Genomic DNA, 25,991 nt, shown 5'->3' with positions numbered 1-25,991 from the left:
CGTTGACGAATTTCCATGGCACAAGGGGCGATATGGCCGACGACGCATCCTCGCTTACCTCCGCTTCCCTGCTCAGGCCCGGCGCCACCTGCTGGCGCGTGGAGCAGGCCGACCGGTTGGCGCTGTTCATCGACAATGACGAGGCGTTCGACGCGCTGAAGTCCATCCTGCTGACGGCCAAGAAGTCGATCTGGATCCTGGCCTGGGTGTTCGACCCGCTGACGCGCCTGGATCCCGACCGGGTCCGCAAGAGCCGGGACCCCCGGCACGTGGACCGCATCGGCCTGCTGCTGCGCCGCCAGGCGGCCCTGAACCCGGCGCTCGACGTGCGGATCCTGGTCTGGGACATGCCCTTCCCGATCGCCGCCTCGCAGCTGTTCGGACCTCATCGCGGCCAGGTGTTCTTCACCGGCTCACGGGTGAAGTACCACCTGGACAACACCCTGCCGGCCAGCGCCAGCCATCACCAGAAGGTAGTCGTGGTCGACGGCTCGGTGGCCCTGGTCAGCGGCGGCGACATCGGCGTCGATCGCTGGGACACCACCCAGCACCTGGACAACGACCCGCGCCGCCGCCTGCCGACCGGCCGCCACTACCCGGCTCGCCACGAGGTGGCGGCGATGGTCGACGGCAAGGCGGCAGAGGCCCTGGGCGACCTGTTCATCGCCCGCTGGGTCCGGTCGACGGGCGAGTCGCTGGAGCGCTCGGAAAAGCCCGAGGAAGCGCCCTGGCCGGACTATCTGACGCCGGATCTCCGCAACGTTCCGGTCGCCGTCTGCCGCACCCAGCCGGCCTGGAAGGACGACGCCGAGATCAACGAGTCGATGCTGATGCACCTGGCCAGCATCAAGGTGGCCAAGCGGCTGGTCTATCTGGAGAACCAGTACCTGACCTCGCCGATCATCGTCGAAGCCCTGGCCGACCGCCTGGCCGAGCCGGACGGGCCCGAGGTGGTGACGGTCGGCCCGGCCCACAGCCCCAGCTATTTCGACCAGATGACCATGGACAGCGCCCGCACCTCGGCCATCAACCGCCTGCGCGAGATCGACGTCCACGGCCGCTTCTCGGCCTTCAGCGCCCGCACGCCGAAGGGCGCGACGATCATCGTCCACTCCAAGGTGGCGATCATGGACGACCGGGTGCTGCGCCTGGGCTCGGCCAACCTCAACAACCGCTCGATCGGGCTGGACACCGAGTGCGACATCGCCTTCGAGGGGACCGACGAGACCAGCCGCGCCGCGGTTCGCGCCTTTCTGGGGCGGCTGATCGGCCACTTCCTCGACCATGAGACCGGCTATGTGCTGGAGACCTACGACCGCCTGGGCGGCCTGGCCGCGACGATCAACGAACTGGATCGCAAGGACGGCCAGCCGCGCCGCCTGGCGCCGGTGCCGGTCAAGCCGCTGACCGGCGTCCAGCAGTTCATCGCCGACTGGAGCCTGGGCGACGCCATCTCGCCCACCGACGCCTGGCGGCCTTGGGGCCGTCGCAAGCGGCTCAAGCGCGAGCTGCACCGCCTGATGGACGATCACCAGTCGCCGATCCTGCCGGATCACCTGCAGGACTGATTTCCAGGTCGACCACCAGCGGCAGGTGGTCCGAGGCCGCCCGGGCCAGCGACCCGTAAGGCGAGCGCACCGCCACCGTCTCCAGGCCCTTGGTCAGGAAGACGTGGTCGATGCGCATGAACGGGAAGCTCGAGGGGAAGGTCGCGGTCGGCGTCCTCGTCCACGACGCGCTGCGGCCCTGGGCGTCGCGCAGGACGGTCCTGAGCAGGCGGTAGGTCGCCGAATAGGGGCTGGCGTTGAAATCGCCCAGCAGGATGCCCGGAGCCTTCCAGTCCTCGTGCGCCATCCATTGCTCGCCCAGCAGGGCGGCGGCCTGGCGCTTCTGCTCCTGGGGCACCAGGCCCAGGTGGGTGTTGATGATCTGCACCGGCGTTCCGCCGACGTCGACCGTGATCCAGATGGCGCCGCGCGGCTCCAGGCCGGGGATGCGCGGATACAGCGGCAGGCCGTCGGCCTTGACCTTCTTCTCGGGCAGGGCGGTCAGGATCGCGTCGCCGTAGAGCTCTTCCTCCACCGTCATGGCCGGATGGAAATGCGAGCGCATCTTCAGCAGTTCGGCCAGGCGGTGGACCTGGTCCACGCCCCGGGTGCGGGCCCGGCGGACGTCCAGCTCCTGAAGCGCCACCACGTCGGCGTTTTCCGCAGCGATGACCTCGGCCACACGCTCGACGTCGAGCTTGCGATCCGTGCCCACGCACCGGTGGACATTGTAGGTCATGAGACGAAGCTTCATCCGTCGAAGAGATCGCCTGAGGTCGCTGGAGGTTCCGTCCGCGCCAAGCTTTGGACCGGCGGAGGATTGCGGCTGAGCATGAACAGGCAGCTTTCGGCGCGCCAGTTCTCGATGGCCTTGGTGGGGTCGATCTGCCGGGCCGAGCCGTTGCCCGCGAAGGCGGCGCAGGCGTCGATGCGCACCCCCAGGTCCTCGGTCAGGGCCAGGAAATCGGCCAGGGTGCACAGGTGGATGTTGGGCGTCGACCACCAGGGCAGGGGCAGGGCCTCGGTCTCGGGCATGCGGCCGCGGTGCAGCAGCGACCAGCGCACCCGCCAGTGGCCGAAATTGGGGAACGACACCACGGCCCGGTCGGCGATCCGCAGCAGCTCGTCCAGCACGTGGCGCGGCCGCCGCGTCGCCTGCAGGGTCTGGGACAGGATGGCGTAGTCGAAGGTGCGATCGGGGAAGTGGTCGAGGTCCTGGTCGGCGTCGCCCTGCACCACCGACAGGCCGCGCGACATGCAGGCGGCGACCCCGGCGGCGCTGATCTCCAGCCCGCGGCCGTCGACCTGCTTTTCCCGGGTCAGCAGGTCCAGCAGCACGCCCTCGCCGCAGCCGACGTCCAGCACGCGAGAGCCGGGGCGGACCAGGCGCAGGATCTCCTTGAAGTCCTCGCGGATCATTTGGACAGGCCTCGCTCCCGTTCGACGGAGCCGAGGAAGCCCTGCAACGCCGCGTCCATCACCGGTTCGTCCAGCAGGAAGGCGTCGTGGCCCTTGTCGCTCTCGATCTCGACGAAGGCCGCCCGGCAGCCGGCGGCGGTCAGGGCGCGGACGATGTGGCGGTTCTCGGCGGTCGGATAGAGCCAGTCGCTGGTGAACGACAGCACGCAGAAGCGCACATGGCGCGCCCCGGCGAACGCCTGGGCCAGCACCCCGCCATGGGCGGCGGCCAAGTCGAAATAGTCCATGGCCCGGGTGATGTAGAGGTAGGAGTTGGCGTCGAAGCGGTCGACGAAGCTGGCCCCCTGGTGGCGCAGATAGCTCTCCACCTGGAAGTCGGCGTCGAAGCCCCACGACAGGCCGTCGCGCTGCAGTTCGCGGCCGAACTTCCGCTGCAGGGCCGGTTCGGACAGGTAGGTGATGTGGGCGGCCATCCGGGCGACGGCGAGGCCCTTTTCCGGCCGTGACTTGCCTTGCGCGTAGGCGCCGGCCTTCCAGTCGGGGTCGGCCATGATCGCCTGGCGGCCCACCTCGTGGAAGGCGATGTTCTGGGCCGAGTGGCGCGAGGCCGAGGCGACGATCACCGCGCTGAACAGCTTGTCGGGATAGTCGGCCGCCCATTGCTGGACCTGCATGCCGCCCATCGAGCCGCCGACCACGGCCAGCAGGGTTTCGACCCCGAGGGCCTCGACCAGCATGGCCTGTCCGCGCACCATGTCGGCGATGGTGATGACCGGGAAGGTCAGGCCGTAGGCCTTGCCGGTGGCCGGGTTGATCGAGGCGGGACCAGTCGAGCCCATGCATCCGCCGACCACGTTCGAGCAGATGATGAAGTGCTTGGCCGGATCGATCGGCCGGCCGTGGCCGACCATGCGGGTCCACCAGCCGGGCTTGCCGCTGACCGGGTGGGTTCCGGCCACGTGCTGGTCGCCGGTCAGGGCGTGGCAGATCAGGACGGCGTTCGTGCCGTCCGCATTCAGCTCGCCCCAGGTGCGGTAGGCGATCTCCAGGTTTTCCAGCTGGGCGCCGGAGTCGAGCCGCAGGGGTTGATGGGGCGGGAACCGCCAGGTTCCGCCTTCCGACAGCACAGGTCCGGCGAAGTCGAGTTCAGCCATGCCGCCTTGGACCGCTTGGCGTCTTCCGTGTCAACCGCGCGCTTCCGATGCGCTCCGGTCAAGGCTATGGAGGATCATGGACCGACTGATCCTCATGCGCCACGGCAAGGCCGAGCAGCACGCCGCGTCGGGCGGCGATTTCGAGCGCGCCCTGGCGCCGCGCGGCCAGAACGACGCGGCCCTGATGGCCAAGGTCCTGGCCAAGGCCGGGCTGTCGCCAGACCTGGCCCTGGTCTCCTCGGCTCGCCGCACCCGCGAGACCTGGGACGCGGCCGCCCCGGCCTTTCCCAGGGCGCGCGCCGCCACCCGCCGCGACCTCTACCACGCCGAGGCCCAGGACGTGCTGGCGGCGATTCGCGAGGAGGCGCCCGACACGGGAACGGTCATGGTGGTGGGCCACAATCCGGGCCTGCACGAACTGGCCCTGCGCCTGGCCCTGGGCGGCCCGGCCGATCCCGCCCGGCTGGCCCAGTTGCGCGGCAAGTTTCCCACCGCGACCGTCGCGGTGTTTTCGATCGATCCCGACGGAGCCCCGACCTTGAGCCACCTGTTCTATGCTTCGGAAAACGGCGGACACGGCGGCGAATGAGCAAGATCTACAAGATCCTTCCCAGGGCCGAGTGGGACGCTGCTCGCGCGACCGGCGTCTTCGCCGGCTCGGCGGTCGATCTGGCCGACGGCTTCATCCACTTCTCCGGCCACGACACCGCCCAGCGGACGGCTGAACTCTATTTCAAGGGCCAGTCCGACCTGATGCTGCTGACCGTCGAGGCCGACCACCTGGGCGAGGCCCTGAAGTGGGAGGCCTCGCGCGGCGGGGCCCTGTTCCCGCACCTGTTCCGCGCGCTGAAGGTGGACGAGGTGACGGCCGAACGGGCGCTCGCGCTGGACGCCGACGGCGCGCCGGTCCTGGGCGAGCTGGCCGCATGAGCCTGCCCCAATGACCTTGCACGACATCGCCGCCCGCGCCCTGCATGCGCTGGATCCCGAGGACGCCCATGGCTGGGCGATCCGCGGCCTGAAGATGGGCCTGGGCCCGCGCCAGTCCGACGTCGACGACCCGATCCTGGCCTGCACGGTCGCGGGCCTGTCGCTGTCCAACTGCGTGGGCCTCGCCGCCGGCTTCGACAAGAACGCCGAGGTCCCCGCCGCCATGTCCCAGGCCGGCTTCGGCTTCGTGGAATGCGGCACGGTCACGCCCCTGGCCCAGGCCGGCAATCCGCGGCCACGGCTGTTTCGCCTGACGCAGGATCAGGCGGTGATCAACCGCATGGGCTTCAACAACGAGGGCCTGGAGCCGTTCGCGGCGCGCCTGTCGGCCCTGAAGGCTGCGCCCGTTCCTGAACGGCGGCGACCCGTGGTTGGGGCCAATATCGGGGCCAATAAGGACGCCGCCGACCGCATCGCCGACTATGTCGCCGGCCTGACGCGGCTGTGGGGGCTGTCGGACTATTTCACCGTCAACATCTCCTCGCCCAACACCCCCGGCCTGCGCGCCCTGCAGACCAAGGCGGCGCTGGAGGAGCTGCTGGGCCGCATCGCCGAGGCGCGCGGCCTGCTGAAGGCGGCCAGCACGGTCGACTATCCGATCTTCCTGAAGGTCGCGCCCGACCTGGAGGACGGCGAGGTCGAGGCCATCGTCGAGACCGTCGCGGCCAACGGCCTGAACGGCATCATCGTCAGCAACACCACGATCGCGCGCCCCGCCGACCTGGCCTCGTCCCACAAGGGCGAGAGCGGCGGCCTCTCCGGCCGGCCGTTGCTGGCCGCTTCCACCGCCATGCTGGCCCGGTTCCACGCCGCCAACGGCGGCCGCCTGGCCCTGATCGGGGCGGGGGGGATCGCCAGCGGCGCCGACGCCCTGGCCAAGATCAGGGCCGGCGCCAGCGCCGTGCAGCTCTATTCGGCCCTGGTCTATGGCGGCCCGGGCCTGGTCCAGCGGATCAAGCGCGAGCTGGCCGCCAGGCTGCGCGCCGAAGGCTTCGCCTCGGCGACCGACGCGGTCGGCGCGGGATGACGCCCGACGCCACCCTGGCCTGGCTGCGCCGGTTCGGGCCGCTGGGCGCCCTGCTGATCCTGCTGGTCCTCGCCCTGGCCAGCGGCCTGGCCGGCAAGCTCGACCTGGCGACCCTGCAGGCCCACGGACAGGCCCTGCAGACCTACGCGGCGGCCAATCCGCTGAAGTGCGCGGCGATCTACATCCTGATCTACGTCGCCACCGTGTCGATCTCGCTGCCGGGCGCCCTGATCCTGTCCCTGACCGGCGGCTTCCTGTTCGGGCCGATCGGCGGCGGGGCGGCGGCGGTGACCGGAGCGACCGGCGGCTCGACCGTAGTCTATCTCGTCTGCCGCACGGCTTTCGGCGACTTCCTGCGCCAGAAGCCCGGCGCCCTGCTGACCCGGATCGAGGAGGGCTTCAAGGCCGACGCCTTCTCCTACCTGCTGACCCTGCGACTGATCCCCGCCTTCCCGCTGCTGCTGGTCAATGTCGCCTCGGGCCTGATGAACATCCCCGTGCGGACCTACCTGCTGGCCTCGTTCCTGGGGATGATCCCCAGCTCGTTCGTCTATGCCGGCATCGGCGCGGGCCTGGGCCACATCTTCGCCAGCGGCGAGCCCGTGACGATGCACACCCTGTTCTCGCCGCGCATCTACCTGCCGATCGCGGCGATGGGCGCCCTGGCCTTGCTGCCCCCCCTGTGGCGCTATTGGCGTAACCGCCGCGTTGCCCAAGCCCCAGACGTGAAGTAACCCAGACGAATGACCGAGCCGGTCGCGCCCGCAGTGTCGGAACCTCCCAAGCCAGGGCGTCGCTTTCCCTGGCCCGGCGGCCTGTCGGCGCGGCTGCTGCTGCTGACCGCCCTGTTCGTGGCCATCGCCGCCGCCTTCATCCTGCCGCCCGCCCTGGCCGACTTCGAAAAGCAGTGGCTGCTGGACCGCGTGCGGTCCGCCGAACTGGCCTCGACCATCGCCGACGCGGATCCCGAGCGCCGGGTGACCGATCGGGTGTCGCAGCAACTGCTCGACCAGGCCGGGGTGGTGATCGTGGCGCTGGAGGTCGACGGCGCCCGCCGCCTGGTCCTGCCCACCGAGCCGCGCGGGCTGAAGATCAAGACGCCCTACCTGGTCGACCTGCGCCGCCAGAACCCCGGCTCCTGGCTGGCCGCCCCGTTCTTCACCCTCAAGAGCGCCCCCGGCAGCATGGTGCGGGTGATGGCCGAGCCGCGGTTCCGCCAGGAGGCCGAGTTCGTCGAGATCGTCCTGCCCGACGCCCAGCTCAAGGCGCTGCTGGTCGGCTATCTGGGCCGTCTGGCCGCGGTGACAATCTTCGTGGCGGCCCTGGCCGGCGGGCTGATCTATCTGGCGCTGAACTTCCTGCTGGTGCGGCCCATGCAGCGCCTGACCCTGGCCATGGAGCGGTTCCGGGCCAATCCCGAGGACCCCGCCGCCCGGGTGGTGGTCTCGCGCCGCCGCGACGAGATCGGCCGCGCCGAGCGCGAGCTGGACATGATGCAGACCGACCTGATCACCGCCCTGCAGGCCAAGGCCCGGCTGGCCGCCCTCGGCGAGGCGGTGGCCAAGATCAACCACGACCTGCGCAACATGCTGACCAGCGCCCAAATGGCCTCCGACCGCCTGGCCGCCCTGGGCGACCCCAAGGTGGCCCAGGCCCTGCCGCGCCTCGAACGCGCCCTGGACCGCGCCATCACCCTGGCCAGCGACGTGATGGCCTACGGCAAGTCCAAGGAGCCGGCCCCGGCCCTGCGCGCCGCCCCGCTGCGCGCCGCGCTGGACATGGCCGCCGAGGACGCCGGCCTGCAGCCGACGGGCGTGGCCCTGGAGACCGTGATCGACGGCCGCGAGCAGGTGCTGGCCGACCCGGACCAGCTGCACCGCATCCTAACCAACCTGCTGCGCAACGCCCGCGAGGCGATCGAGGGCGCCCCCGACCGCGGCGGCAAGGGCCGGGTGTTCGTCGAGCTGCGACGCGCCGAGGGCCTCAGCATCCTGCGGCTGTCCGACGACGGCCCCGGCGTGCCGGAAAAGGCCCGCAACAACCTGTTCCAGCCGTTCGTGGGCTCGGTGCGGCGCGGCGGCACGGGCCTGGGCCTGGCCATCGCCCGCGAGCTGGCCCAGGGCCACGGCGGCGACCTGGCCCTGGTCGAGACCGGGCCCGGCGGCTCGGTGTTCGACCTGACCTTGGCGGGAACGCCGGAGCCGCTGCCGGAAACGCCGCCCGAGCCGGTGAAGCCGAAGGCGCGGTCCAAGCCCTGAGCGCTTCAGGAAACCCGCTCATCCCGGCCTTCGCCGGGGTGAGCGGATGTAAAATTATAATCCCTTGGCCACGCCCTCTCGCCGGGGATCGGCGCCGCCTTCCAGCACGCCGCCCGGCCGCACGATCACGCCGTGCAGGCCCGAGGTCTCGTTCTGGCCGGTCCTGATCGCCACGCCCCGCGCCTGCAGGGCCGCCGTCATCTCCGGTCCGAACTTCTCGACATCGGCCGAGAAGCTGTCGCCGCGCGCCACCAGGTTGGGCAGGCTGATCGCCTGCTGCATGGTCAGGCCCCAGTCGAACACCCCGACCATGGCCTTCAGGTTATAGGACAGGATCGCCGAGCCGCCCGGCGAGCCCACGGCGGCCAGGAACTTGCCGTCCTTGTCCAGGACGATGATCGGCACCATCGACGAGCGCGGGCGCTTGCCGCCGGCCACGGCGTTGGCGCCCGGCGCGCCGTCGCCGTCGTGCGGGTCGAAGTTGAAGTCGGTCAGCTGGTTGTTGAGGAAGAACCCCCCGACCATCCGGCCCGAGCCGAACACGCTCTCGACCGTGGTGGTCATCGACACCACATTGCCCATCGGATCGACGATGACCATGTGGGTCGTCCCGGCCGGCTCCTGGGTCTTGTCCGGGCCGACCGCAGGCGCGCCCTTCGGCAGGCCGAAGCTCGGGGCCGGGCCGGCGGCCTCGCCGATCAGCTTGGCCCGTTGCGCGACATAGGCCGGATCCAGCAGCCCTTCGATCGGAACCTTCACGAACGAGGGGTCGCCGACATAGCGGTCACGGTCGGCGTACATGACGCGCTCGGCCTCCGCGAGTTGGGTCCAGGCTACCGGATCGGTCGGCCCGCGCTTGGCGATGTCGGTGTGCTCCAGCATCATCAGCGCCTGGAGCACCGAGACGCCGCTCGACGACGGATTGGGCACGCAGACGGTGTAGACCTTCCACGGCCGGCACAGGGCGTCGGCCGAGCGCGGCCTGTAGGCCTTCAGGTCGGCCAGGGTCATGCTGGAGGCCAGGTCCCCCTGGTGCAGCCGGTCGACGATCTTCTGGGCCAGCGGACCCTCGTAGAGGGCGCTGGGACCCTTGCTGGCCAGGTCGCGCAGGGTGGCGGCGTAGGCCGGGTTCTTCAGGGTGTCGCCGGCCTGGTAGCGCTGGCCGTCCGGCTTGGTGAAATAGGCGATCACGTCCGGCGCCACGTTCTGCGGCACGCGCGGGCTGTTGATCATGCCGGCCAGGCGCGGGCTGACCGTGAAGCCGTCGTCGGCCAGGCGCTCGGCGTCCTTGAACAGCGTGTTCCAGGCGGCCTTGCCATGCGCCTTCTGGGCCTGGGCCAGCATGCCTACAGCCCCCGGCACGCCCGTTGAACGACCTGAAAGGACCGCGGTCACGAAGTTTAGCGGCTTGCCGTCCGGCCCCATGAACAGCTGCGGCGTCGCCGCCTGGGGCGCCGTCTCGCGGCCGTCATAGGCGGTCACCTTGCCGGTCCTGGCGTCGTAGAACACCATGAACGACCCGCCGCCCAGGCCCGAGCTCTGCGGTTCGACCAGGCCCAGCACCGCCTGCACCGCCACCGCCGCGTCCACCGCCGTGCCGCCGTCGCGTAGGACCCGCAGGCCGGCCTCGACCGCCAGCGGATTGGCCGCCGCCACCATGCCGCTCGGCTTGTAGGCGAACGCCGGGGCCGCCGCCGGGGCTGGGGCCGGTGGCGTCGCCTCGGCCGAAAGGGCCGCGCAGCCGGCGAGCAGGGAGGCGAGCAGGGTGGCGATCAGGCGCATGGCGAACTTTCTCGAAGACCCCGGTCACGGAAACGAGGAGCGCGCCGTTGCGATCCCCGCGCGGCCAAGGTCGTTCCTCTCAAGAAGGGAGCGGGACCTTGCGGGTCAAGGCCCGCAAGCCCTTCTCCACAAACTTCGCGCGTTCTGCATCAAAAGGCGCTTGCGTCCCCGGATCGTCCGGGCTATCTCCCCCGCCTCGCCGAAAGGCAATGCGCGCCCGTAGCTCAGCTGGATAGAGCATCAGACTACGAATCTGAGGGTCGGACGTTCGAATCGTTCCGGGCGCGCCAACTTCCCCGACATCGTTGAAAACATTGCGGTTTCACCGTCTGGGGGACCGTCTTTCGACGATTGCTACACAATCAGTCTACACAATCGCGACCATAATCAGGCCCTAAGTGTCTCTGAACGCTCAGGAAATTCCGCGCGCGACTGCTACACAAACCGTCTACACAAAGTTCGAACGCATTTCGTCCGAAGAGCCGGTCGTCTCTACTATCGTCGGCGTGTCCCAGAGGCCTTGCAGGCCATTGTCGGGAAGCGGGAAGTCTGGAGATCGTTGGGGACGGACAGCCCCACGGTGGCCCTGCGTCGCTCCCACCAAATTGCCGCCCAGATCGAGCGCGACTTCGAAGCAGCGCGTTCGGCGATTGGGCTGAAGGTCGATCAGACGATCCTGCGTGGCTCGGATCGTGATGAGCAAACTCTGACAGCCAAAACCAGCGATGCTCCTTCGACCGCTATAGTTGAGGGTGGCGGTCCAACGCTCGGCCAAGTCTACGATGCTTACATGGGCGACCCGACGCGAGATTGGTCGCCTCGGACGCGGCTGGCCTACGAGACCACTCGAAGGATGGTGGTGGCGGTTCTGGGGGAGGCCACGCCTGTCCGGTCCATCACCCGCGCTCGCTGCCGGGATTTGATCGAAACGTTACGATGGCTGCCTCGTCACGCTGGAAAGCTCTATCCGGGCCTCGACGCAGCCGAGATCGCCGCAAGGTCCAAAGAGGCTGGGCGCGGCGATCTGGTAAGTGCCAGCAACATCAACAGTTACCTCAACAAGATGGGCGGGGTCTTCAACTGGGCCGTCAAAGAGGAGTTGATGGACCGGAACCCGGCTCAAGGGCTGAGAATGCCGGATGCGACGTTGAGGCGTGACAAGCGGCTCCCGTTCTCAAAGGTCCAGCTTCGAGCCATTTTCAACGCGCCGCTTTACACGGGCTGCCGCGATGACGGGCATGGCTACGCTGTGCCCGGCGACGACCGTCCGCGCAACGCCCGCTTCTGGATTCCGCTTATCGCTCTATTCTGTGGTCTTCGCTTGAATGAGGCCTGCCAACTTGATGTTGCGGATGTCAGGCCGGTGGATGGCGTCGCTTGTTTTGCGATCACCGAGGCGTCACAGGCCGACGAAACTGACAAGCGGCTAAAGACGGCTTCCAGCGCGAGATTGGTCCCCGTGCATCCGCAGCTTCTCGGGCTCGGGTTCATGGAATTCGTTGCGGCGCGCCTACGTGCTCGCGAGATCAAATTGTTTGGCGAGGTCGGGCTCGGAGCGACGGGATATCGTTCGACCACCTTCTCGGCTTGGTTCACCCGGTTCAGCGGAAAGGCCGGAGTTCGATCCAACAAGACCTGTTTTCACAGTTTCCGTCACACCTTCCGAGACGCACTTCGTGAGGCGCGGGTGGAACGCGACATCGCTCTTGCGCTCGGAGGCTGGTCGGCTCCCGGTGGCTCAGGATCGTCAGCTTCGGCGTCAGATGCCTATGGCAGCGGCTATGCGACTGCGACCCTGTTCGAAGCGATCAGTCGGGTTCGCTATCCTGACCTCGATCTTTCGCACTTGGATGAGTGAGTCGATGGTATCGCTCCGATGTCGTCGATAGATGACATTGCGAGATGTATGCAATTGTTGACATTTTTCAATGTCCACGATAGATGACATCTGACAATGTAACCTATCGTGGACATCAAGCTGTGCTCATCACCACGCCTCGCGACATCGGCGCCGCGATCAAAGAGCGACGCAAGCAGCTTGGCTTGGGGCAGGCGGAACTGGCCACCCGCGCGGGGGTAAGCCGCCAGTGGTTGATTCAATTGGAAGGCGGCAAGCCCGGTGTGGCCATGGGTCTTGTGCTGAGGTTGCTGAACGTCCTCGGGATGCGGCTCATGCTCGACGGCCACGACCAAGGCGCGAGCTTCAGTGATGATGACCCGCTCGATGTGCCTGATCCCAGTGCGATCCTAAGCCGTCACCGTGCAGAGGGGCCGCAATGACCCATCTTGCGATCCTGATGAACGGTGTCGAAGCGGGAAAGCTCGACTACGAGCGCGGGCGGCTGACGCTGACCTATGCTGAAGTGTGGCGAACCCGGCGCGGCGCCGTGCCGGTCTCGTTGTCGATGCCTTTGACTGCGGAGGCTCACTCCGGCGCCGTGGTGGAGGCCTTTCTGTGGGGTTTGCTGCCCGACAACGAACTGATCATTCGTGACTGGGCGAGCAAGTTTCAGGTCAGCGCGCGACAGCCGTTCGGTTTGATTGGCGCCGTGGGGGAGGATTGCGCGGGCGCGGTGCAGTTCGTTCAGCCCGAGCGACTGGATTCGGTGATCAGCGGTGACCGCGACGGCATCGAATGGATCAGCGACGAGGAGGTAGGCGCGCGTCTCGCAGACCTACGAGGGAATAAGGGGGCGTGGCGAAGGTCGGGCGACCAAGGGCAGTTCAGCCTCGCGGGCGCCCAGCCAAAGATCGCCTTGATCCAGCAAGGTGGTCGATGGGGCGTCCCCTCCGGCAGAGTTCCAACTACCCACATCCTCAAGCCACCTTCGGCCGACATCGAAGCGCAGGCGGAGAACGAGCACTTCTGCCTTTCCGTGCTGAGGCGTTTCGATCTGCCCGTCGCCACTTCCCGTGTGCATAGGTTCGGTGAGGAAATCGCAATCGTCGTTGAACGCTATGACCGGTTTGAGGGCCGCGACGGCGCCGTTCGCCGCATCCACCAAGAAGACTTCTGCCAAGCCCTCGGCGTCATGCCAGACAAGAAATACCAGAACCAAGGTGGGCCGGGGCTGAAGGATTTGATCAGCCTGCTACGGGAAGTTTCCGCCAATCCGCAGGAGGACATCGACGCCCTCGTCATGGCCTCGATCTTCAATTGGATCGTCGGTGGTTCGGACGCCCATGCCAAAAATTTCTCCGTGCTGCTTGGCGCGGCCGGAACCCATCGTCTCGCGCCGATCTACGATGTGGCGAGCATTCTGCCCTACAGCCCGCAAGTGCAGTTTCAGGACATCAAGCTGGCAATGAAGCTTGGAGGCGAATACCGCCTACAGGGCATTAGTCTGAAACATTGGAGCCGCTTCGCGGAGGAGAACAGGCTCGACTTTGAGATGGTGCGCGACCGCATCGCGGACGTGGCCGCCAAGCTTCCAGATCAGGCGTTAGCCGTGCGCGACCAGATCGCTGCCGATGGCGCCCCGCATCCTATCAACGACAAACTCGTAACCTGCTTCACTGACCGCGCCGCGTGGGTGCAGAGAGAACTTGCGAAAGCCCCTTAGAGATCGCGCCGATGTCTTGATCGGCGGCGCGGGAAACGATGTGCTCTATGGCTATGGCGGGGCCGATACGCTCCAGGGCGGTTCAGGCGATGACGTCCTGGCGGGCGGCGCCGGCAACGATATCTTGCGCGGCGGCGGAGGGGACGACTACCTGCTGGGCGGGTCCGGCGACGACACGATCGATGGCGGGAGCGGGAACGACTGGGCCTCCTACGAGGATGCGACCGCCAGCGTCAGGGTGGACCTGAACCTGGCGACGCCCCAGACCACCGGCGGCGGTGGCGTGGATGTGCTCAACGGCGTCGAAAACCTCTATGGCTCCGTGCACAACGACGTTCTGATCGGGGATGCGGGCGCCAACTATCTGCATGGGGCGCAAGGCGACGACACGCTGATCGGCGGCGCCGGCGACGACCATTTCGAGGGCGGCGCCGGTGTCGATTTCATCGACGGCGGCCAGGGGTACGACACCATCAGCTATGACGACGGCGTCGCGGCGGGCGCTTTCGTCGACCTGCGCATCCCGGTGCAATACCCCTACGATCCGGCGCGACACGGCTCGGACAAGCTGATCTCCGTGGAGGGTATCTGGGGCTCCAATTACGACGACGCCTTCATCGGCAACGCGGCGGAGAACGGACTTTTCGGCAACGGCGGAAACGACACGCTCACCGCCATAGGCGGCGGAGACCTGTTGGATGGCGGCGCCGGTGACGATCTCCTGACGGCGAGCGCCCAAGGCGGAGACGTGCTCCGTGGCGGCGATGGCGACGACGTCCTGGTCGGCGGCGAAGGCCAGGACACCCTGGTCGGCGGGCAGGGGCAGGACACGCTGAGCGGCGGTGCGCAAAAGGACTATTTCGTCTTCGACGTCGGCGACTCTGTGGCGACCGACGCCCAGGGCGGAGGCGTGGACATCATCACCGGGTTCGGGCTCGACGATCAGTTGGTCTTCAACAACGCCCTGAGGGCGGCGGGAGAAGGGGCCTGGTCTTTCCAGACCTCGACGGCGGACAGCTACGCGGACGCTCTTGCCTTCGCGATGGCGCGTCTCGTCCCTGGCGACCCGACCAATGTCTACGCCGCCGTAAAGGTGGGCGCGGACGTTTTCGTGTTCGCCGGAACGGTGGACGGAGCCGGCGGGCATCTCGATGACGTCGTCCAGCTGTCCGGCGTCGGGCTCGACGCGATCGCCTACCACAACTTCCTCTTCTAGGCCTTGGCCAAGCCCTTCAGTCGCCGGTCGTCATCGCCAAGCGCTTGAATGTCCGGTTTCTGAAGGGCGCTCCAATGGCCGCGAGCGGCGCACGACCGTCCCAGACTCCGAGCCACTGAGGCGGCTGCGGTGGCGGATCCTTCTCGTCGAAGGAGGAGCGCGAGGAACAGGCCGCCGTTCACTTGGGCGGCGCGTCTTCCACACGTTTCATCCTATCGCGCCCGCCAACCTCGCAACGATCTCGTCGGCTCGGTCTTTGGGGACGTTGGTGAAGCTCATCAGCAGGCCCTGATCCTCGCCGGGCGTCAGGTACTGACCCGACAGCGGCGCCGGCCCGAGGTCGACCGCCCGCGCCCGCCGCGCCAGGGCGACATCGTCGCCCTGTCCGGGAAAGCGCCCCAGCACATGCAGGCCGCCGGCGCTGTGGGTAAGGACGATCCTGTCGCCGAACCGGCGTTCCAGCGCGGCGACCAGCGCGTTCCGCCGCGCCTTGTAGCGCACCGTCATGCGGCGCAGGTGCCGGGCGAAGTGGCCTTGGCGCATCAGGTCGGCCACGGCCAGCTGCTCGAACATCGCCACCCCGCGGTGGCGCAGCTGCTGGGCCGTCCCGGCGGCGTTCGCCAGTTGCGGCGGAAGGACCAGATAGCCCAGCCGCAGTGACGGCAGCAGCGACTTGCTGAAGCTGCCGGCGTAGAAGACCCGCTGGTCCACATCCATGGCTTTCAGGGCCGCGGGCTTGTGGCCGCTGTAATGGAACTCGCTGTCGTAATCGTCTTCCAGGATCCAGCGCTCGCCTTCGGTGGCCCAGGCCAGCAGGGCGCGGCGTCGGGCTGGCGAGAGGGTGACGCCGAGCGGGAACTGGTGCGCCGGCGTGACGATCGCCAGCTTGGCGCGGGGCGCGTGCGCGCGCGCCCAATCGACGCGCAATCCCGCCTCGTCGACCGGCGCCGCGACGACGGTCATGGTCCTCGCGCGCAGCGCCCGCTGGACGAAACCGTAGCCCGGATCCTCGATCAAGACCTCGTCGCCCCCGGTCAGCACAAGATCGGCGGTCAAGTTCAGGGCGTCCTGATAGCCGTGGGTGATGACGATCTGGTGGGGGTCGCAGGTGACCCCGCGCGACACCGCCAGATAGGCGGCGATCGCCTCGCGCAGCGCCGGCAGACCCATCGGATCGGGCGCGACCATCTCGTCGACCGGCAGCTGGCGCGCCCGCCGAGCGAGGATGCGGGTCCAGGTCTTGCGCGGGAAGAGATCCAGCGCCGGCAAGCCCAACTGCAGGGGCAGCCAAGGCTCGGACGGCTCCTGCCGCCGCGCCGCGGGCGAGGGCATGGGCGCGCCGGACGGCGAGCGAAAACCGGGGCTGACCACCGTCCCGCCTGGACGGCGGGCCGTCAGGCGCCCCTCGCCAGCCAGGCGGGCGTAGACGGCGTCGACGGTGCCGCGCGCGACGCCTAGCTGGGTCGAGAGGCTGCGGGTCGAGGGCAGCCGCGTCCCTGGCGGCAAACGGCCGTCACGGATCGCGACGTGGATCCGCTCATAGAGCTGGTGGTGCAGCGGCAGCTCGGAAGTCCGGTCGATGGCGAAGGCGTCAAGGTCAGGCGCTGGGTTCATGGTCCACCAAATTTCACCAGATTTGGCCCTATGCAATGGACCATTGCGGCTTTCTAGTCCGACCGCCGCCGTGGTGCGCGGCGAACGAGGGTCGCGGCGTGTCGACAGAGGTTTCAGCGGACGGGCGACGGGGCCTGGCGCCCTGGCCGCCCGTCGCGGCGGCGTTGCTCTATCCCTGGGCGTTGAGAGCGTTTCATGGCGCGGCGGCGACCGAAGGCCTGACGCTGGTCGCGGGCGCCTGGCTGGCCGTCGCCTTCGCCCTGCCGCTGTCGTGCCTGGCGCTGGCCTTGTCCCGCGCTGGACAGCGTAGCGTCGCGACCCGCCGCCTTGCCTTCGCCGGACTGGCCGCGCCGCCCCTGTTCGTCCTGACCGGCGTCCTGGCCGGCCTGCTGCATTCGCCCGTGAAGGATGTCTGGCCCTGGTCCGTCCTGTGGATCGGCCTGGGTCTGGCGACGGCGCTCGGCAAGTCCGCCGGGACCGAACGCGAGCCGCGGTCGTGGCCTCGCCTGCGGGTCGCCCACGGCGTGGCGGCCGTCCTGATCCTGCTGTTCGTGGCCTTCCACCTCTTCAATCACCTGACGGGCCTGCTGGGTCCGGACGCGCACGCACGCCTCATGAAGCTGGGCCGCGTGGTTTATCGGTCACCCTTCGTCGAGCCGGTGCTGGTGATCCTGTTTCTGTTGCAGGTGCTCGGCGGGCTCGCCATGGCCTGGCGGTGGAGCGCTCGTCCGCTGGACCTGGCGCGGGCGATCCAGGTGGGGTCGGGCGCCTATCTGGCGGCCTTCATCCTCACCCACATGAACTCGGCGTTCGTGTCCGCGCGGATGATCCATCACATCCAAACCGACTGGGCCTGGGCCACGGGCGCGCCCGACGGCCTGTTGCGGGACGCCTGGAACATTCGGCTCGTACCGCACTACGCCTTGGGCGCCTTCTTCGTCGTCGCTCACCTGGTCTGCGGCCTGCGCCAGGTGCTGCTCGCACACGGCGTTCGCCGGGAGCTCGTGAACGGCCTGTGGGGCGCGGGCCTGGCGGGCGCGGCCGCGCTCTCGGCGGCGATCACCGCCGGGCTGTGCGGGCTGCGGCTCTAGGTGTCGAAGCTGTGAAGGTTGTTCACCCCGGGGGAGCGACGCGATCTGGCGACTAGTCGCCACGCTCGAACGCGAAGCGCGGGGCGCGCGTATGAAAGGGCAGCCGCGCGCCTTCAGGCATCAGGAACGCATGTTCTCGACGGATCGAAAGCGCATCGCAGCCTCCGTCGGTGATCACCAGGATTGGCGCGTCCTTGGGAAAGCGAGCGTCGGCCTCCAGGCGCGTGATCGCCGGCTGCAGCACGGTGCCGCCCCGGCCACGCACCTCCACCTGACCAAGGAGCGTTTCGGGCTCGACATAGCCCATGTCGTGAACGCCGGCGTCGCACTGAAGAACCCGTACCCGTGGTACTTCGCGGCTCAGGGCGTAGCTGGCGATGGCGCCCAGGGCTCGGGCCAGCAGGCGCGGCGGCATCGAACCGGACGTGTCGAGCACCACACCGAAGGTCCGGGCGGCCAAGCGCTCTTCCGGGCGCAACCAGATCGGCCGGGGAATGTCGGGCGTCGAGGCCTGGCGGCGGCTGGCCCGGGCGAAGCTGCGCTTGGCCTCCAGCGGCGGGAAGAAGGCGTCCATCCACTGGCCCAGTTGCACGTCCCAAGGGATTGGCCGCTGCTGGATGGCCCGGATTTCCTCGACGAGATCGCCGGGCAACAGGCCGCGGGTCCCCGAGGCGACGTGCAGGTCCAGGCCATCGGCCAAGGCCCGGCGATAGAAGGCGTCGAGGTCCGTGCCAGGGCCGCTCCACCAGGCCGGCGGGCGCTCGCTGATGATGTCGACCTTGCCCTGGCCGCGCAGGGTGCGGGCCTTGTTCAGGCGGCGGGTCAGGCGCAGGTCGCCGACGATCCGATCGTAGATGGCCTCGGCCGACTCCTTCTCGAAGCCCAGCTCGGGGTCCAACAGCAGATCGTCGGTGGGAAACTCGCCGACGCCCATCTCGACCAGCCAGCCATTGATCACGTAGTCGCAGGCCACGTTCCACAGATAGGGCTCGCGCCCTTGTCGGCGAGCCTCGTGGCGCAGGCCGACATGCAGAAGCTCATGGGCCATCACGAACTGCATGCCCGGATAGGTCCAGGCGAACTTGGGATTGATGTAGACGCGCCGCAGCTCGCTATCGACGGCGGCGACGGCGATGTCGTGCAGTTCGCAGAGGGCGGCGTCCTCGACGATCTCGAAGGCGGCGGCCAGCGCCCCCAGCAGCGGGTAGCTGGCCACGAACCAGGAGCGCGCCCTCTGGGCCATGGAATTGGGATTGCGCTGCGCCGTCGACACGCCGCGCGCCGTGTCGCCGGCCGCCGAGATCGCCTTGACCACGCTGGCGCGAATGGCGGCGGCCAGGATCTCCTGACGCTCTCGGCGCACCTTCGCCGGCAGAGGCGGAAGACCGCTGGTGAAGGTGAAGCTGGGCGCGCCGGCGGCCAGGCCGACGCCGCCATACAGGGCCAGTAGCGAGGCGCCGCCCTCGCGCAGGGCGTTGGCTACGGACTCGACATCGCGGCCCAGCGACGGGAGATCGGCCGGACGCAGCGCCTCAGGACGTCGGCCCACATCGAGCGCGCGCAGGAACTCCTCCGCCACCACCTCGCAGGCCACGGGCCAGGCGTCGTCCGACCGCTCCGGATCGGCATGGCATAAATAGATGTGCAGCAGCGCCTGGCCCAGCACGTGGGCCCATTCCTCCGGTGTCGCCCGCTGCCACGGGTTGGCCTCGACGGTGGTCGCGAAGCCCTCGCGCTGGCGATGGTCGTGAGGATGGCTGTGCAGCCGCGCATAGCCTTTGGGCGAAAACGGTTCGCCTTTCAGGTGCGGCGTCCACCACCGGTCCAGTCCAAGCGCCCCGAACAGGGGATGGGCGCGCAGCAGGTTCACCCCGGCCTCGATCGCGCGGATGTTCTCCTTGGGCGGATCCTTGCGCGCCTTGGACACGGCGTCAGGCGCGCTGGGCGGCCAGGCGCGGGAGGGCGCGGGCGAGGTCGATCGTGTACCAGGCCGGCAGGGTCGCGCCGCTCTCCGCTTCGGTGACGACCAATTGGGCCAACTCGGTCGAGATCCGCGACAGGCTGACGATCAGCTCCTTGGCGCGATTGGCCAGTTGCCGGGTGTCGCGTCCCATCTTCGTCTCATCGTCGGGCAGCTCCTTGATCAGGCGGTCGCGGAGCTGCTGGACCAGGAAATAGAGAATGTCGCGTTCGTCCGGACGCTCCGGCCAGCCGCGATCGCCCTTGAGGATGGCGGCCAGGTCGTGCTCGCGGTCGCGCAGCTTGGCGAAGGCCACGAACTGACGGGCATGGGCGGGGGTCAGCAGGCCGCTGGCCAGAACGTTGATCTCTTCCAGGGTGATCGCCGGACCGTAGGCCTTCAGGGCGTTGGACATCATGTCCCAGGCCCGGGGCGTGGAGAACGGCTCCTCGTGCTTGGGCGGCTTGGACCACAGGTGGTCCGAGCGCTGGGTCACATAGGAGACCACCAGCTCGTGCAGGCCGCTGCGATTGGCCCAGTCGAGCCAGTCCTTGGCCGAGGCGCGCAGCTGGACGTGGACCAGCCGGTTGACCAGGGCCGACGACAGCGGCCGCGTGATCGCCGCGTCCTCGGCGCGATTGCCGGCTCCGATAACGATCGTTCCCTTCGGGAGCTCGAACTCGCCGACCCGACGATCGAGCACCAGGGAATAGAAGGCCTTCTGGACCTCCTGCGAGCAGGCGTTCAGCTCGTCCAGGAACAGGCAATAGGGCTCGTCGCGGGCGATCAGGGTCGGCGGGCAGAACCGCGACTTGCCGTCGACGATCTGCGGCACGCCGATGATGTCTTCCGGCGCCAGCTGGGAGCCCAGCAAGGAGACGCACGGCAGGCCGACGGCGTCCGCGAACTCGCGCACCAGGGCCGACTTGCCAATACCGGGCGGGCCCCAGATGAAGATCGGCAGAACCGGCGCGACGTTCAGCAGGAACGGCGTCAGGGTGGCGGGGGTCAGGACCTGGGCGGATTCCATGGCGCTCGAACGTCGTATTGAGGTTACGCGCCGCCACTCTCGTCCCGCCGCAAGCCAAGCTTAACCCGTGACGAGTGTGAGGCGCCACCTGCAGTTTCGCCCGTGCGCCTTGGGAGAAGGCCCGAAATGCAGACCGCCTCGGCCTGTTGGCGCGACCCGCTAGGGGCGATTGGTCGGCGGGCAAAGATCGACCGCCCGTCGGCCTGGCTTGTTCACGCGCACGCAATCGGTTCCCAGGCCTTGCCAGGTGGTCTCGCCGAAGTTGGCGATCAGGGTGCGACCGTCGGCATAGGTGACCTGCTGCACCAGCCGGTCGGACGTCAGCCAGCGGAAGCCGGTAAGCGCGACGGGCGGCCCCGCGCCGTGGACCAGTCGAAAGTCGTCCTGCGCCGCCTTGAGCCACGTCCACACCCGCGCCAGCTCGTTCCGGTCCAAGCTCCACATCGTCGGTGTCCCGTAAAGCAGCGACCGCGCGAACCGTCCATTCGCCTGGCTAGGGACCTTCATCAGACCAAACTCCCATCGGTCCAAGGCGACCACGGAGTCGTGAAACACCGCCTCGAACAACGGCAGACGATCGGCGGCGCCGAAGAGGGCGCGGGCCTCGTCGGGAGTCGGCTGGAACGGTTTGAAGAAGACGCCGGGACGGTCGGGCGGCCAGAAGCCGCCGAACCGCTTCTGGTCGCCCAGCAGCGGCCATACGGCCGAGGCGTGAGCCTGGGCGGTCCCGTGCGAATAGTGGGCGACGCCGCTGCTCCAGGCCGTGACGTTCTCCGAGCCAAGCACCAGCTTGAAGGAGTCGATGGCAAGCGCCAGACGGGCCTTTCGATTGTCGCGGTCCCGGGCCATCGACATCGGATGGTCCGGACTGTGGTCCTCCTGGAAGTTTCCGAAGGCGTCGACGTCGACGAACACCTGGCTGGCGCCGTCCCTGATGTGGCCGGCGTAACGCAGGGCCGGAAAGAACGGCCCGGAGCGCCGCACGATGGCCTCGCTGGACATCGCGCAACCCCGATTGGCGAAGCCGGCCACGACCTTGCCCGCCGCGTCCACGACACAGCCCGACGGGTAGAGATCTTCGCTCCAGATCGCCGAGGGCATGTCCGCCGTCGCGGCCGGTTGGGCGTTGTCGAAGGCCTCGTAGGGACCGGCCAGGAAACCCAGCGCCCTCGCCTTGGCCAGGTAGGCCGGACCGACGATGTGCTCGTGGCTGCGCGGATCCTGATCGTAGCTCAACACCATGCGGTCGATCCCCAGCGCCTTCAGGTCATCCAGGAAGTCGAGCTCGCGCCCGTCGTCGAAGACATAGGCGTGCGGTGCGGCGAACAGCCGGGGCAAGTCCGGCGTCGCCTTGTCCGCGAAGGTCTTCAACTGACCGCGCGCCTTCAGAACCTCGCGGTAGAACAGCGCCGGCGCCAACGGCTCGGGCGGCCGCAGCGCCAGCAGCAGGTCCAGCGTCTGGGCCCCGTCGCCGAACTCGTGCCTGAGGCGCGCCTGCAGACCGTCCTGGTCACGCAGGCACAGCTTCGACAGCAGGCCGTCCTGCAGGGCGTAGGTCGCCGCCTGGGCGCCATCCAGATGGCTCCAGGCGGGGAAGGACAACAGGCTTGTCCCGCCGAGGCACTTTTCCTGGGCGTAGGCGGCGCGCCAGAACGGGTCGTCGGCCCGGTAGGCCATGCCTTCCCCGTCGGGGATCAGCCAGGTCCCGCCGGTCGCCGGCGGCATGGGCCAAGCCAAGCTGGAGCCCTTCACGCCGGAGATCCGCAAGCGCAGGGCCTGGCCTTCGATGGACAGGGCGAACGAGCGGCCCTCCGCATCCGTCCAGCGCCAGCCCTCGCCCTCCGGCGCGATCGTGGCCGCCTCGGGCGGGTGCAGCGGCGGCATGAGGAGCGCCGTCGCCGCGCCGTCCGGCCGCGCCCTGATCTCCAGCGTGCCGGGATCGACGGTATAGGCGACGGGGCCCGCCCGCAGGATGATCGGCTCGGCCATCGCCGTCGAAGCGATCAGTCCGACAAGCGTGGCGACCAGAGGGGACAGGCGGATCATGTCAGCTTCCAGGAGTCCGGCGGCGTCGAGAGGTCGCGCCAACGTCTCAAGCCGACCAACGCCGGCCCGGCGCGTTGAAACTGGTCATGATCAAGAGGGGGGCTGTTCGATGGCGACGCTGGATCGAGCCACTGAACGGCGAGCGCCGCAACCTACCAATTCTAGGTCGAGCTACGAACCCAATTCATGCCGGGCGGCCCTTGGCGCCCTTGGCGGCCGGGCGCCCGCTCAGACCGCGTCCAGGCCGATGTCCAGGGTCAGGGCCGAGTGGGTCAGGGCGCCGACGCTGATCACGTCCACCCCCGTCTCGGCGATGGCGCGGACGGTGGTCAGGTTGACCCCGCCCGAGGCCTCCAGCACCGCCCGGCCCTTGGCCAGGGCGACGGCGGCTCTCAGGTCGTCGAGGCTGAAATTGTCGAGCATGACCACGTCCGGCCCGTGTTTCAGCGCGTCCTCCAGCTGGTCCAGCCCGTCGACCTCCACCTCGACCTTGACCAGGTGGCCGGCGAAGGCGCGGGCCCGGCGGACGGCCTCGCCGACCCCGCCGCAGGCGGCGACGTGGTTGTCCTTGATCAGGATGGCGTCGTCCAGGCCGAAGCGGTGGTTGATCCCGCCGCCGCAGCGCACGGCGTACTTCTCCAGGGCCCGCAGGCCGGGGGTGGTCTTGCGGGTGTCGACGATGGTGGCGCCCGTGCCCTCGACTAGGCGGACATAGGCCCGGGTCAGGGTGGCGATCCCCGACAGCTTGCCCAGCAGGTTCAGGCCCGTGCGCTCGGCGGCCAGCACGGCGCGGGCGTTTCCCTCGGCCCGGGCCAGGATCGCGCCCGGGGCGGCGTCGGCGCCGTCGGGCGTGACGACCTCGAAGGACGCCGCCGGGTCTAGGGCGGCCAGGGCCAGGCGGGCGCAGGACAGGCCCGCGATCCGGCCGTCCTGCCGCGCGGCCCAGACCACCGACAGGCGGGCGTCCGGATCGATGCAGGCCTGGGCGGTGATGTCGCCGGCCCGGCCCAGGTCCTCGGCCAGGGCCATGTCGATGATCGGGCGGACGAGGAGGTCGGGGAGGGGGATGATCAAAACAACTCCGTCAGCGGAATGCTGATCTGCGGGGCGAACAGGGGGGAGACGGCCGAGCCTTCGCCTTCGAGGACGGTGGTCGAGGTCCAGGTTCCGTCGGGCCGCGGTTCGCGGAAGATGGTCAGCTTGCGGGTTTCCGGTTCGACCACCCAGTACTCTGGAACGCCGCCCCTGGCGTAGAGGCGGCTCTTCACGGTCAGGTCGTTCTCGCGCGTCGAGATCGAGACCTCCACCACGAGCACGGCTTGTTCGGCCTGGGCGTACTTCCCGCCTTCATCGGCCTTCAGGACCAGCACGTCCGGTTCGGGTGCGCTGCGCTTCCCGATCTTCAGCGTGGCATGGACGATGAAGCGATGAAGTTTCTCGACGCCAGCCGCGATCGAGGCGGATTTGAGGGCATAGAAGATGTCCCCTGAAATCTCGCCATGATCGGTCGAAGCCGGCGCCATCTGAATGATTTTCCCCTCGATCAGCTCGACGTGACCTTGAACGCCGTCGAAGACGCCGGCCTGATCCATCCGCTCGAACTGGTCGAAGTCGAACAGGAACTCGCTGTCGCCACGCTCCTCGAAACCCGCGTTCGCCACCGTCATAACCGAGCCTCCGTTCCCGTTATGTGCCGCTATTCCGCCGCGTAGCGCAAGCCGGCGTCGGAAGCGTCCAGGGTGACGAAGGTCCGCTCCGGCAGAGCCGTAGCGGGAAAGTCGGCGCGGAAATGGCCGCCTCGGCTTTCCTGGCGGGCCAGGGCGGCGCGGGCGATCAGTTGGGCGGCGACCAGGGTGGGGGCTGGGCCGTGGACGGTCTCCAGCGCGTCCAGGATGGCGACCAGGCGGGACAGGCCGTCGGCGTCGCGGATCACCCCGGCGTCGCGGCTCATGGCCTGGCGCAGGGCCTGGAGGGCGGAGTCCGGCAGGTCGGGCGTCGGCGCGGCGGCCAGGGGCGCGCCGCCCATGACGAGGTCACGCGCGGCCCGGCCGGCCCGGGCCCCGAACACCGCCGCTTCCAGCAGGCTGTTGGAGGCCAGACGGTTGGCGCCGTGCACCCCCGTGCTGGCGCACTCGCCGGCGGCCAGCAGGCCCGGCAGGCTGGTGCGGCCGTCGAGGTCCGTGGCCACCCCGCCCATGTGGTAGTGCACGGCCGGGGTCACGGGGATCGGCTGGACGCGCGGGTCGATCCCGGCCCTCATGCAGGCGGCGAACACGGCCGGGAATTCGTGCGGGAAGTGCTCGCCCACCGCCGCCGTGGCGTCCAGGAACGCGCCGCGGCCGGCCGCCCGTTCGGCATGGATGGCGCGGGCCACGACATCGCGTGGGGCCAGTTCCTTGGCCGGGTGGTAGTCGGCCATGAAGGCGCGGCCGTTCTTGTCGCCCAAGGGGGCGTTGCGCAGGATCGCCCCTTCGCCGCGCAGGGCCTCGGTGGCCAGGGGCGCGGGGTCGCGGCCGATGTCGATGGCCGTGGGGTGGAACTGCACGAACTCCGGATCGGCGATTTCCGCCCCGGCCAGGGCGGCCAGGCCCAGGCCCTCGCCGCGCACCTGGGCCGGCGTGGTGGTGACGGCGTAGAGGCCGCCCACCCCGCCGGTGGCCAGGATCACGGCCGGCGCGATGATCTCGACCAGGGCGCCGTCGATCTCGGCGATCAGGCCGACGACGCGGCCGGCCGCGTCCTGGAGCAGCCGACGGGCCCGGGCGTTCTCGCGAACCTCGATCGACGGCGCGGCGCGGACGGCGGCGATGACCGCGGCCATGATCGCCGCCCCGGCTCCGTCGCCGCCGACCCGGGCCACCCGGGCCTTGGCGTGGGCGGCTTCCAGGCTCAGGACGAAGCCGCCGTCCGCCTGACGGTCGAACGGGGCGCCCAGGGCGGCGAGGGCGCGGACGGCGGCGGGGCCTTCGGCGGTCAGCAAGGCGACGGCGGCCGGATCACAGAGACCCGCCCCGGCCGCGATCGTGTCAGCGGCGTGCAGGGCCGGGGCGTCCTCGTCCGACAAGGCCGCGGCCATGCCGCCCTGCGCCCAGGCGCTGGAGCAGCCGGTGGCCAGCGGCGTCGGCGACAGCACCAACGCCTTGCGCGGCGCGGCGGCCAGGGCGGCGGTCAGGCCCGCCAGGCCCGCCCCGAGGATCACGGGGCCGTCGAAGGTGATGCGATCGTGGGTCAACGAAGCGGCTCCTCTCAGGGGCCGATATCCTCGTGCTTCGACAGGCTCAGCATGAGGATATC

General features: G+C 69.0%; 22 protein-coding genes and 1 tRNA gene. 12 read left to right on the top strand and 11 right to left on the bottom strand.

The annotated features are described in order from the left end of the window. Nucleotides 1-32: 32 nt before the first annotated feature. Nucleotides 33-1,568 (top strand): phospholipase D-like domain-containing protein, encoded by a 1,536-nt coding sequence (locus G3M57_RS22620; RefSeq protein WP_163233156.1) that lies wholly within the window; start codon nt 33-35, stop codon nt 1,566-1,568. On the opposite strand, the gene G3M57_RS22615 is transcribed toward G3M57_RS22620, so the two are convergent. The 3 genes from G3M57_RS22615 to metX are packed head-to-tail and all read right to left on the bottom strand — an operon-like array spanning nt 1,498 to nt 4,120. Next, a complete protein-coding gene (locus G3M57_RS22615; RefSeq protein ID WP_163233155.1) occupies nt 1,498-2,301 on the bottom strand; it encodes an endonuclease/exonuclease/phosphatase family protein in 804 nt (267 codons plus the stop codon). The genes G3M57_RS22620 and G3M57_RS22615 overlap by 71 nt on opposite strands. Beyond that, the gene (gene metW, locus G3M57_RS22610; RefSeq protein WP_056762425.1) at nt 2,298-2,966 is read right to left on the bottom strand and encodes a methionine biosynthesis protein MetW; all 669 of its coding nucleotides are present in this window, start codon (nt 2,964-2,966) and stop codon (nt 2,298-2,300) included. The genes G3M57_RS22615 and metW overlap by 4 nt, the downstream gene beginning before the upstream one ends. Then, a complete protein-coding gene (gene metX / locus G3M57_RS22605; RefSeq protein ID WP_163233154.1) occupies nt 2,963-4,120 on the bottom strand; it encodes a homoserine O-acetyltransferase MetX in 1,158 nt (385 codons plus the stop codon). The genes metW and metX overlap by 4 nt, the downstream gene beginning before the upstream one ends. A gap of 76 nt (nt 4,121-4,196) precedes the next feature. Here metX and G3M57_RS22600 point away from each other — a divergent pair, with 76 nt between their 5' ends. Genes G3M57_RS22600 through G3M57_RS22580 form a run of 5 tightly spaced genes read left to right on the top strand, consistent with a single transcriptional unit; the run spans nt 4,197 to nt 8,395 of the window. Further along, the gene (locus G3M57_RS22600; protein ID WP_056762429.1) at nt 4,197-4,709 is read left to right on the top strand and encodes a SixA phosphatase family protein; all 513 of its coding nucleotides are present in this window, start codon (nt 4,197-4,199) and stop codon (nt 4,707-4,709) included. Continuing rightward, the gene (locus G3M57_RS22595) at nt 4,706-5,050 is read left to right on the top strand and encodes a DUF952 domain-containing protein (protein WP_163233153.1); all 345 of its coding nucleotides are present in this window, start codon (nt 4,706-4,708) and stop codon (nt 5,048-5,050) included. The genes G3M57_RS22600 and G3M57_RS22595 overlap by 4 nt, the downstream gene beginning before the upstream one ends. 10 nt (nt 5,051-5,060) lie before the next feature. Then, the gene (locus tag G3M57_RS22590) at nt 5,061-6,137 is read left to right on the top strand and encodes a quinone-dependent dihydroorotate dehydrogenase (protein WP_163233152.1); all 1,077 of its coding nucleotides are present in this window, start codon (nt 5,061-5,063) and stop codon (nt 6,135-6,137) included. Continuing rightward, nucleotides 6,134-6,871, top strand: a complete 738-nt coding sequence (locus G3M57_RS22585) for a TVP38/TMEM64 family protein (protein WP_163233151.1) — start codon at nt 6,134-6,136, stop codon at nt 6,869-6,871. Before G3M57_RS22590 ends, G3M57_RS22585 begins: the two co-directional genes overlap by 4 nt. Nucleotides 6,872-6,880: 9 nt before the next feature. Continuing rightward, complete coding sequence (locus G3M57_RS22580) at nt 6,881-8,395, top strand: sensor histidine kinase (protein WP_163233150.1); 1,515 nt, start codon at nt 6,881-6,883, stop codon at nt 8,393-8,395. A gap of 54 nt (nt 8,396-8,449) precedes the next feature. Here the strand turns inward: G3M57_RS22580 and ggt are convergent, their stop codons facing one another. Then, nucleotides 8,450-10,177, bottom strand: coding sequence for a gamma-glutamyltransferase (ggt, locus tag G3M57_RS22575; RefSeq protein ID WP_163233149.1), 1,728 nt, complete (start codon nt 10,175-10,177; stop codon nt 8,450-8,452). A 213-nt stretch (nt 10,178-10,390) separates the two neighbouring features. Here ggt and G3M57_RS22570 point away from each other — a divergent pair. The 5 genes from G3M57_RS22570 to G3M57_RS22550 all read left to right on the top strand — a co-directional run bounded on the left by G3M57_RS22570 (nt 10,391) and on the right by G3M57_RS22550 (nt 14,956). Beyond that, a tRNA-Arg gene (locus tag G3M57_RS22570) sits at nt 10,391-10,467 on the top strand. Then, on the top strand, nt 10,431-12,035 hold the full coding sequence (locus G3M57_RS22565; protein WP_341873468.1) for a DUF6538 domain-containing protein: 1,605 nt from the start codon (nt 10,431-10,433) through the stop codon (nt 12,033-12,035). The genes G3M57_RS22570 and G3M57_RS22565 overlap by 37 nt, the downstream gene beginning before the upstream one ends. A gap of 122 nt (nt 12,036-12,157) precedes the next feature. Next, on the top strand, nt 12,158-12,457 hold the full coding sequence (locus tag G3M57_RS22560; protein ID WP_230983842.1) for a helix-turn-helix domain-containing protein: 300 nt from the start codon (nt 12,158-12,160) through the stop codon (nt 12,455-12,457). After that, nucleotides 12,454-13,740, top strand: coding sequence for a type II toxin-antitoxin system HipA family toxin (locus G3M57_RS22555; protein WP_163233146.1), 1,287 nt, complete (start codon nt 12,454-12,456; stop codon nt 13,738-13,740). The genes G3M57_RS22560 and G3M57_RS22555 overlap by 4 nt, the downstream gene beginning before the upstream one ends. Then, complete coding sequence (locus G3M57_RS22550) at nt 13,724-14,956, top strand: calcium-binding protein (protein ID WP_163233145.1); 1,233 nt, start codon at nt 13,724-13,726, stop codon at nt 14,954-14,956. Before G3M57_RS22555 ends, G3M57_RS22550 begins: the two co-directional genes overlap by 17 nt. 207 nt (nt 14,957-15,163) lie before the next feature. Here G3M57_RS22550 and pdxR read toward each other — a convergent pair whose 3' ends face one another. Beyond that, nucleotides 15,164-16,570 carry a MocR-like pyridoxine biosynthesis transcription factor PdxR gene (gene pdxR, locus G3M57_RS22545; RefSeq protein WP_163233144.1) on the bottom strand — a complete coding sequence of 469 codons (1,407 nt, stop codon included), beginning with the start codon at nt 16,568-16,570 and terminating at the stop codon, nt 15,164-15,166. Between the two features lie 98 nt (nt 16,571-16,668). Between pdxR and G3M57_RS22540 the strand changes: the two genes are divergently transcribed. Then, nucleotides 16,669-17,661 carry a hypothetical protein gene (locus G3M57_RS22540; protein WP_208789637.1) on the top strand — a complete coding sequence of 331 codons (993 nt, stop codon included), beginning with the start codon at nt 16,669-16,671 and terminating at the stop codon, nt 17,659-17,661. Nucleotides 17,662-17,713: 52 nt separating this feature from the next. On the opposite strand, the gene G3M57_RS22535 is transcribed toward G3M57_RS22540, so the two are convergent. The 6 genes from G3M57_RS22535 to G3M57_RS22510 form a co-directional block, all read right to left on the bottom strand. Next, nucleotides 17,714-19,588, bottom strand: a complete 1,875-nt coding sequence (locus G3M57_RS22535; protein WP_163233143.1) for a vWA domain-containing protein — start codon at nt 19,586-19,588, stop codon at nt 17,714-17,716. A gap of 4 nt (nt 19,589-19,592) precedes the next feature. Further along, nucleotides 19,593-20,651, bottom strand: a complete 1,059-nt coding sequence (locus G3M57_RS22530) for an ATP-binding protein (RefSeq protein WP_056762451.1) — start codon at nt 20,649-20,651, stop codon at nt 19,593-19,595. 159 nt (nt 20,652-20,810) lie between these two features. Beyond that, on the bottom strand, nt 20,811-22,697 hold the full coding sequence (locus G3M57_RS22525) for a glycoside hydrolase (protein WP_163233142.1): 1,887 nt from the start codon (nt 22,695-22,697) through the stop codon (nt 20,811-20,813). Nucleotides 22,698-22,925: 228 nt separating this feature from the next. Continuing rightward, complete coding sequence (nadC, locus tag G3M57_RS22520; protein WP_163233836.1) at nt 22,926-23,726, bottom strand: carboxylating nicotinate-nucleotide diphosphorylase; 801 nt, start codon at nt 23,724-23,726, stop codon at nt 22,926-22,928. 41 nt (nt 23,727-23,767) lie between these two features. Continuing rightward, nucleotides 23,768-24,364, bottom strand: coding sequence for a Uma2 family endonuclease (locus G3M57_RS22515; RefSeq protein WP_163233141.1), 597 nt, complete (start codon nt 24,362-24,364; stop codon nt 23,768-23,770). A gap of 29 nt (nt 24,365-24,393) precedes the next feature. Further along, nucleotides 24,394-25,929, bottom strand: coding sequence for an L-aspartate oxidase (locus G3M57_RS22510; protein WP_163233140.1), 1,536 nt, complete (start codon nt 25,927-25,929; stop codon nt 24,394-24,396). Nucleotides 25,930-25,991 lie beyond the last annotated feature (62 nt).

Source organism: Caulobacter rhizosphaerae (assembly GCF_010977555.1).
In the GTDB taxonomy this organism is placed as follows: domain Bacteria; phylum Pseudomonadota; class Alphaproteobacteria; order Caulobacterales; family Caulobacteraceae; genus Caulobacter; species Caulobacter rhizosphaerae.
This window is presented reverse-complemented; position numbering and strand designations above follow the sequence as displayed.

Excerpts from the sequence above, each read along its gene's own strand:
- G3M57_RS22620 (WP_163233156.1), top strand. The coding sequence starts at position 33 with ATGGCCGACGACGCATCCTCGCTTACCTCCGCTTCCCTGCTCAGGCCC.
- G3M57_RS22615 (WP_163233155.1), bottom strand. The coding sequence starts at position 2,301 with ATGAAGCTTCGTCTCATGACCTACAATGTCCACCGGTGCGTGGGCACG.
- metW (WP_056762425.1), bottom strand. The coding sequence starts at position 2,966 with ATGATCCGCGAGGACTTCAAGGAGATCCTGCGCCTGGTCCGCCCCGGC.
- metX (WP_163233154.1), bottom strand. The coding sequence starts at position 4,120 with ATGGCTGAACTCGACTTCGCCGGACCTGTGCTGTCGGAAGGCGGAACC.
- G3M57_RS22600 (WP_056762429.1), top strand. The coding sequence starts at position 4,197 with ATGGACCGACTGATCCTCATGCGCCACGGCAAGGCCGAGCAGCACGCC.
- G3M57_RS22595 (WP_163233153.1), top strand. The coding sequence starts at position 4,706 with ATGAGCAAGATCTACAAGATCCTTCCCAGGGCCGAGTGGGACGCTGCT.
- G3M57_RS22590 (WP_163233152.1), top strand. The coding sequence starts at position 5,061 with ATGACCTTGCACGACATCGCCGCCCGCGCCCTGCATGCGCTGGATCCC.
- G3M57_RS22585 (WP_163233151.1), top strand. The coding sequence starts at position 6,134 with ATGACGCCCGACGCCACCCTGGCCTGGCTGCGCCGGTTCGGGCCGCTG.
- G3M57_RS22580 (WP_163233150.1), top strand. The coding sequence starts at position 6,881 with ATGACCGAGCCGGTCGCGCCCGCAGTGTCGGAACCTCCCAAGCCAGGG.
- ggt (WP_163233149.1), bottom strand. The coding sequence starts at position 10,177 with ATGCGCCTGATCGCCACCCTGCTCGCCTCCCTGCTCGCCGGCTGCGCG.
- G3M57_RS22555 (WP_163233146.1), top strand. The coding sequence starts at position 12,454 with ATGACCCATCTTGCGATCCTGATGAACGGTGTCGAAGCGGGAAAGCTC.
- pdxR (WP_163233144.1), bottom strand. The coding sequence starts at position 16,570 with ATGAACCCAGCGCCTGACCTTGACGCCTTCGCCATCGACCGGACTTCC.
- G3M57_RS22530 (WP_056762451.1), bottom strand. The coding sequence starts at position 20,651 with ATGGAATCCGCCCAGGTCCTGACCCCCGCCACCCTGACGCCGTTCCTG.
- G3M57_RS22525 (WP_163233142.1), bottom strand. The coding sequence starts at position 22,697 with ATGATCCGCCTGTCCCCTCTGGTCGCCACGCTTGTCGGACTGATCGCT.
- nadC (WP_163233836.1), bottom strand. The coding sequence starts at position 23,726 with ATGGCCCTGGCCGAGGACCTGGGCCGGGCCGGCGACATCACCGCCCAG.
- G3M57_RS22515 (WP_163233141.1), bottom strand. The coding sequence starts at position 24,364 with ATGACGGTGGCGAACGCGGGTTTCGAGGAGCGTGGCGACAGCGAGTTC.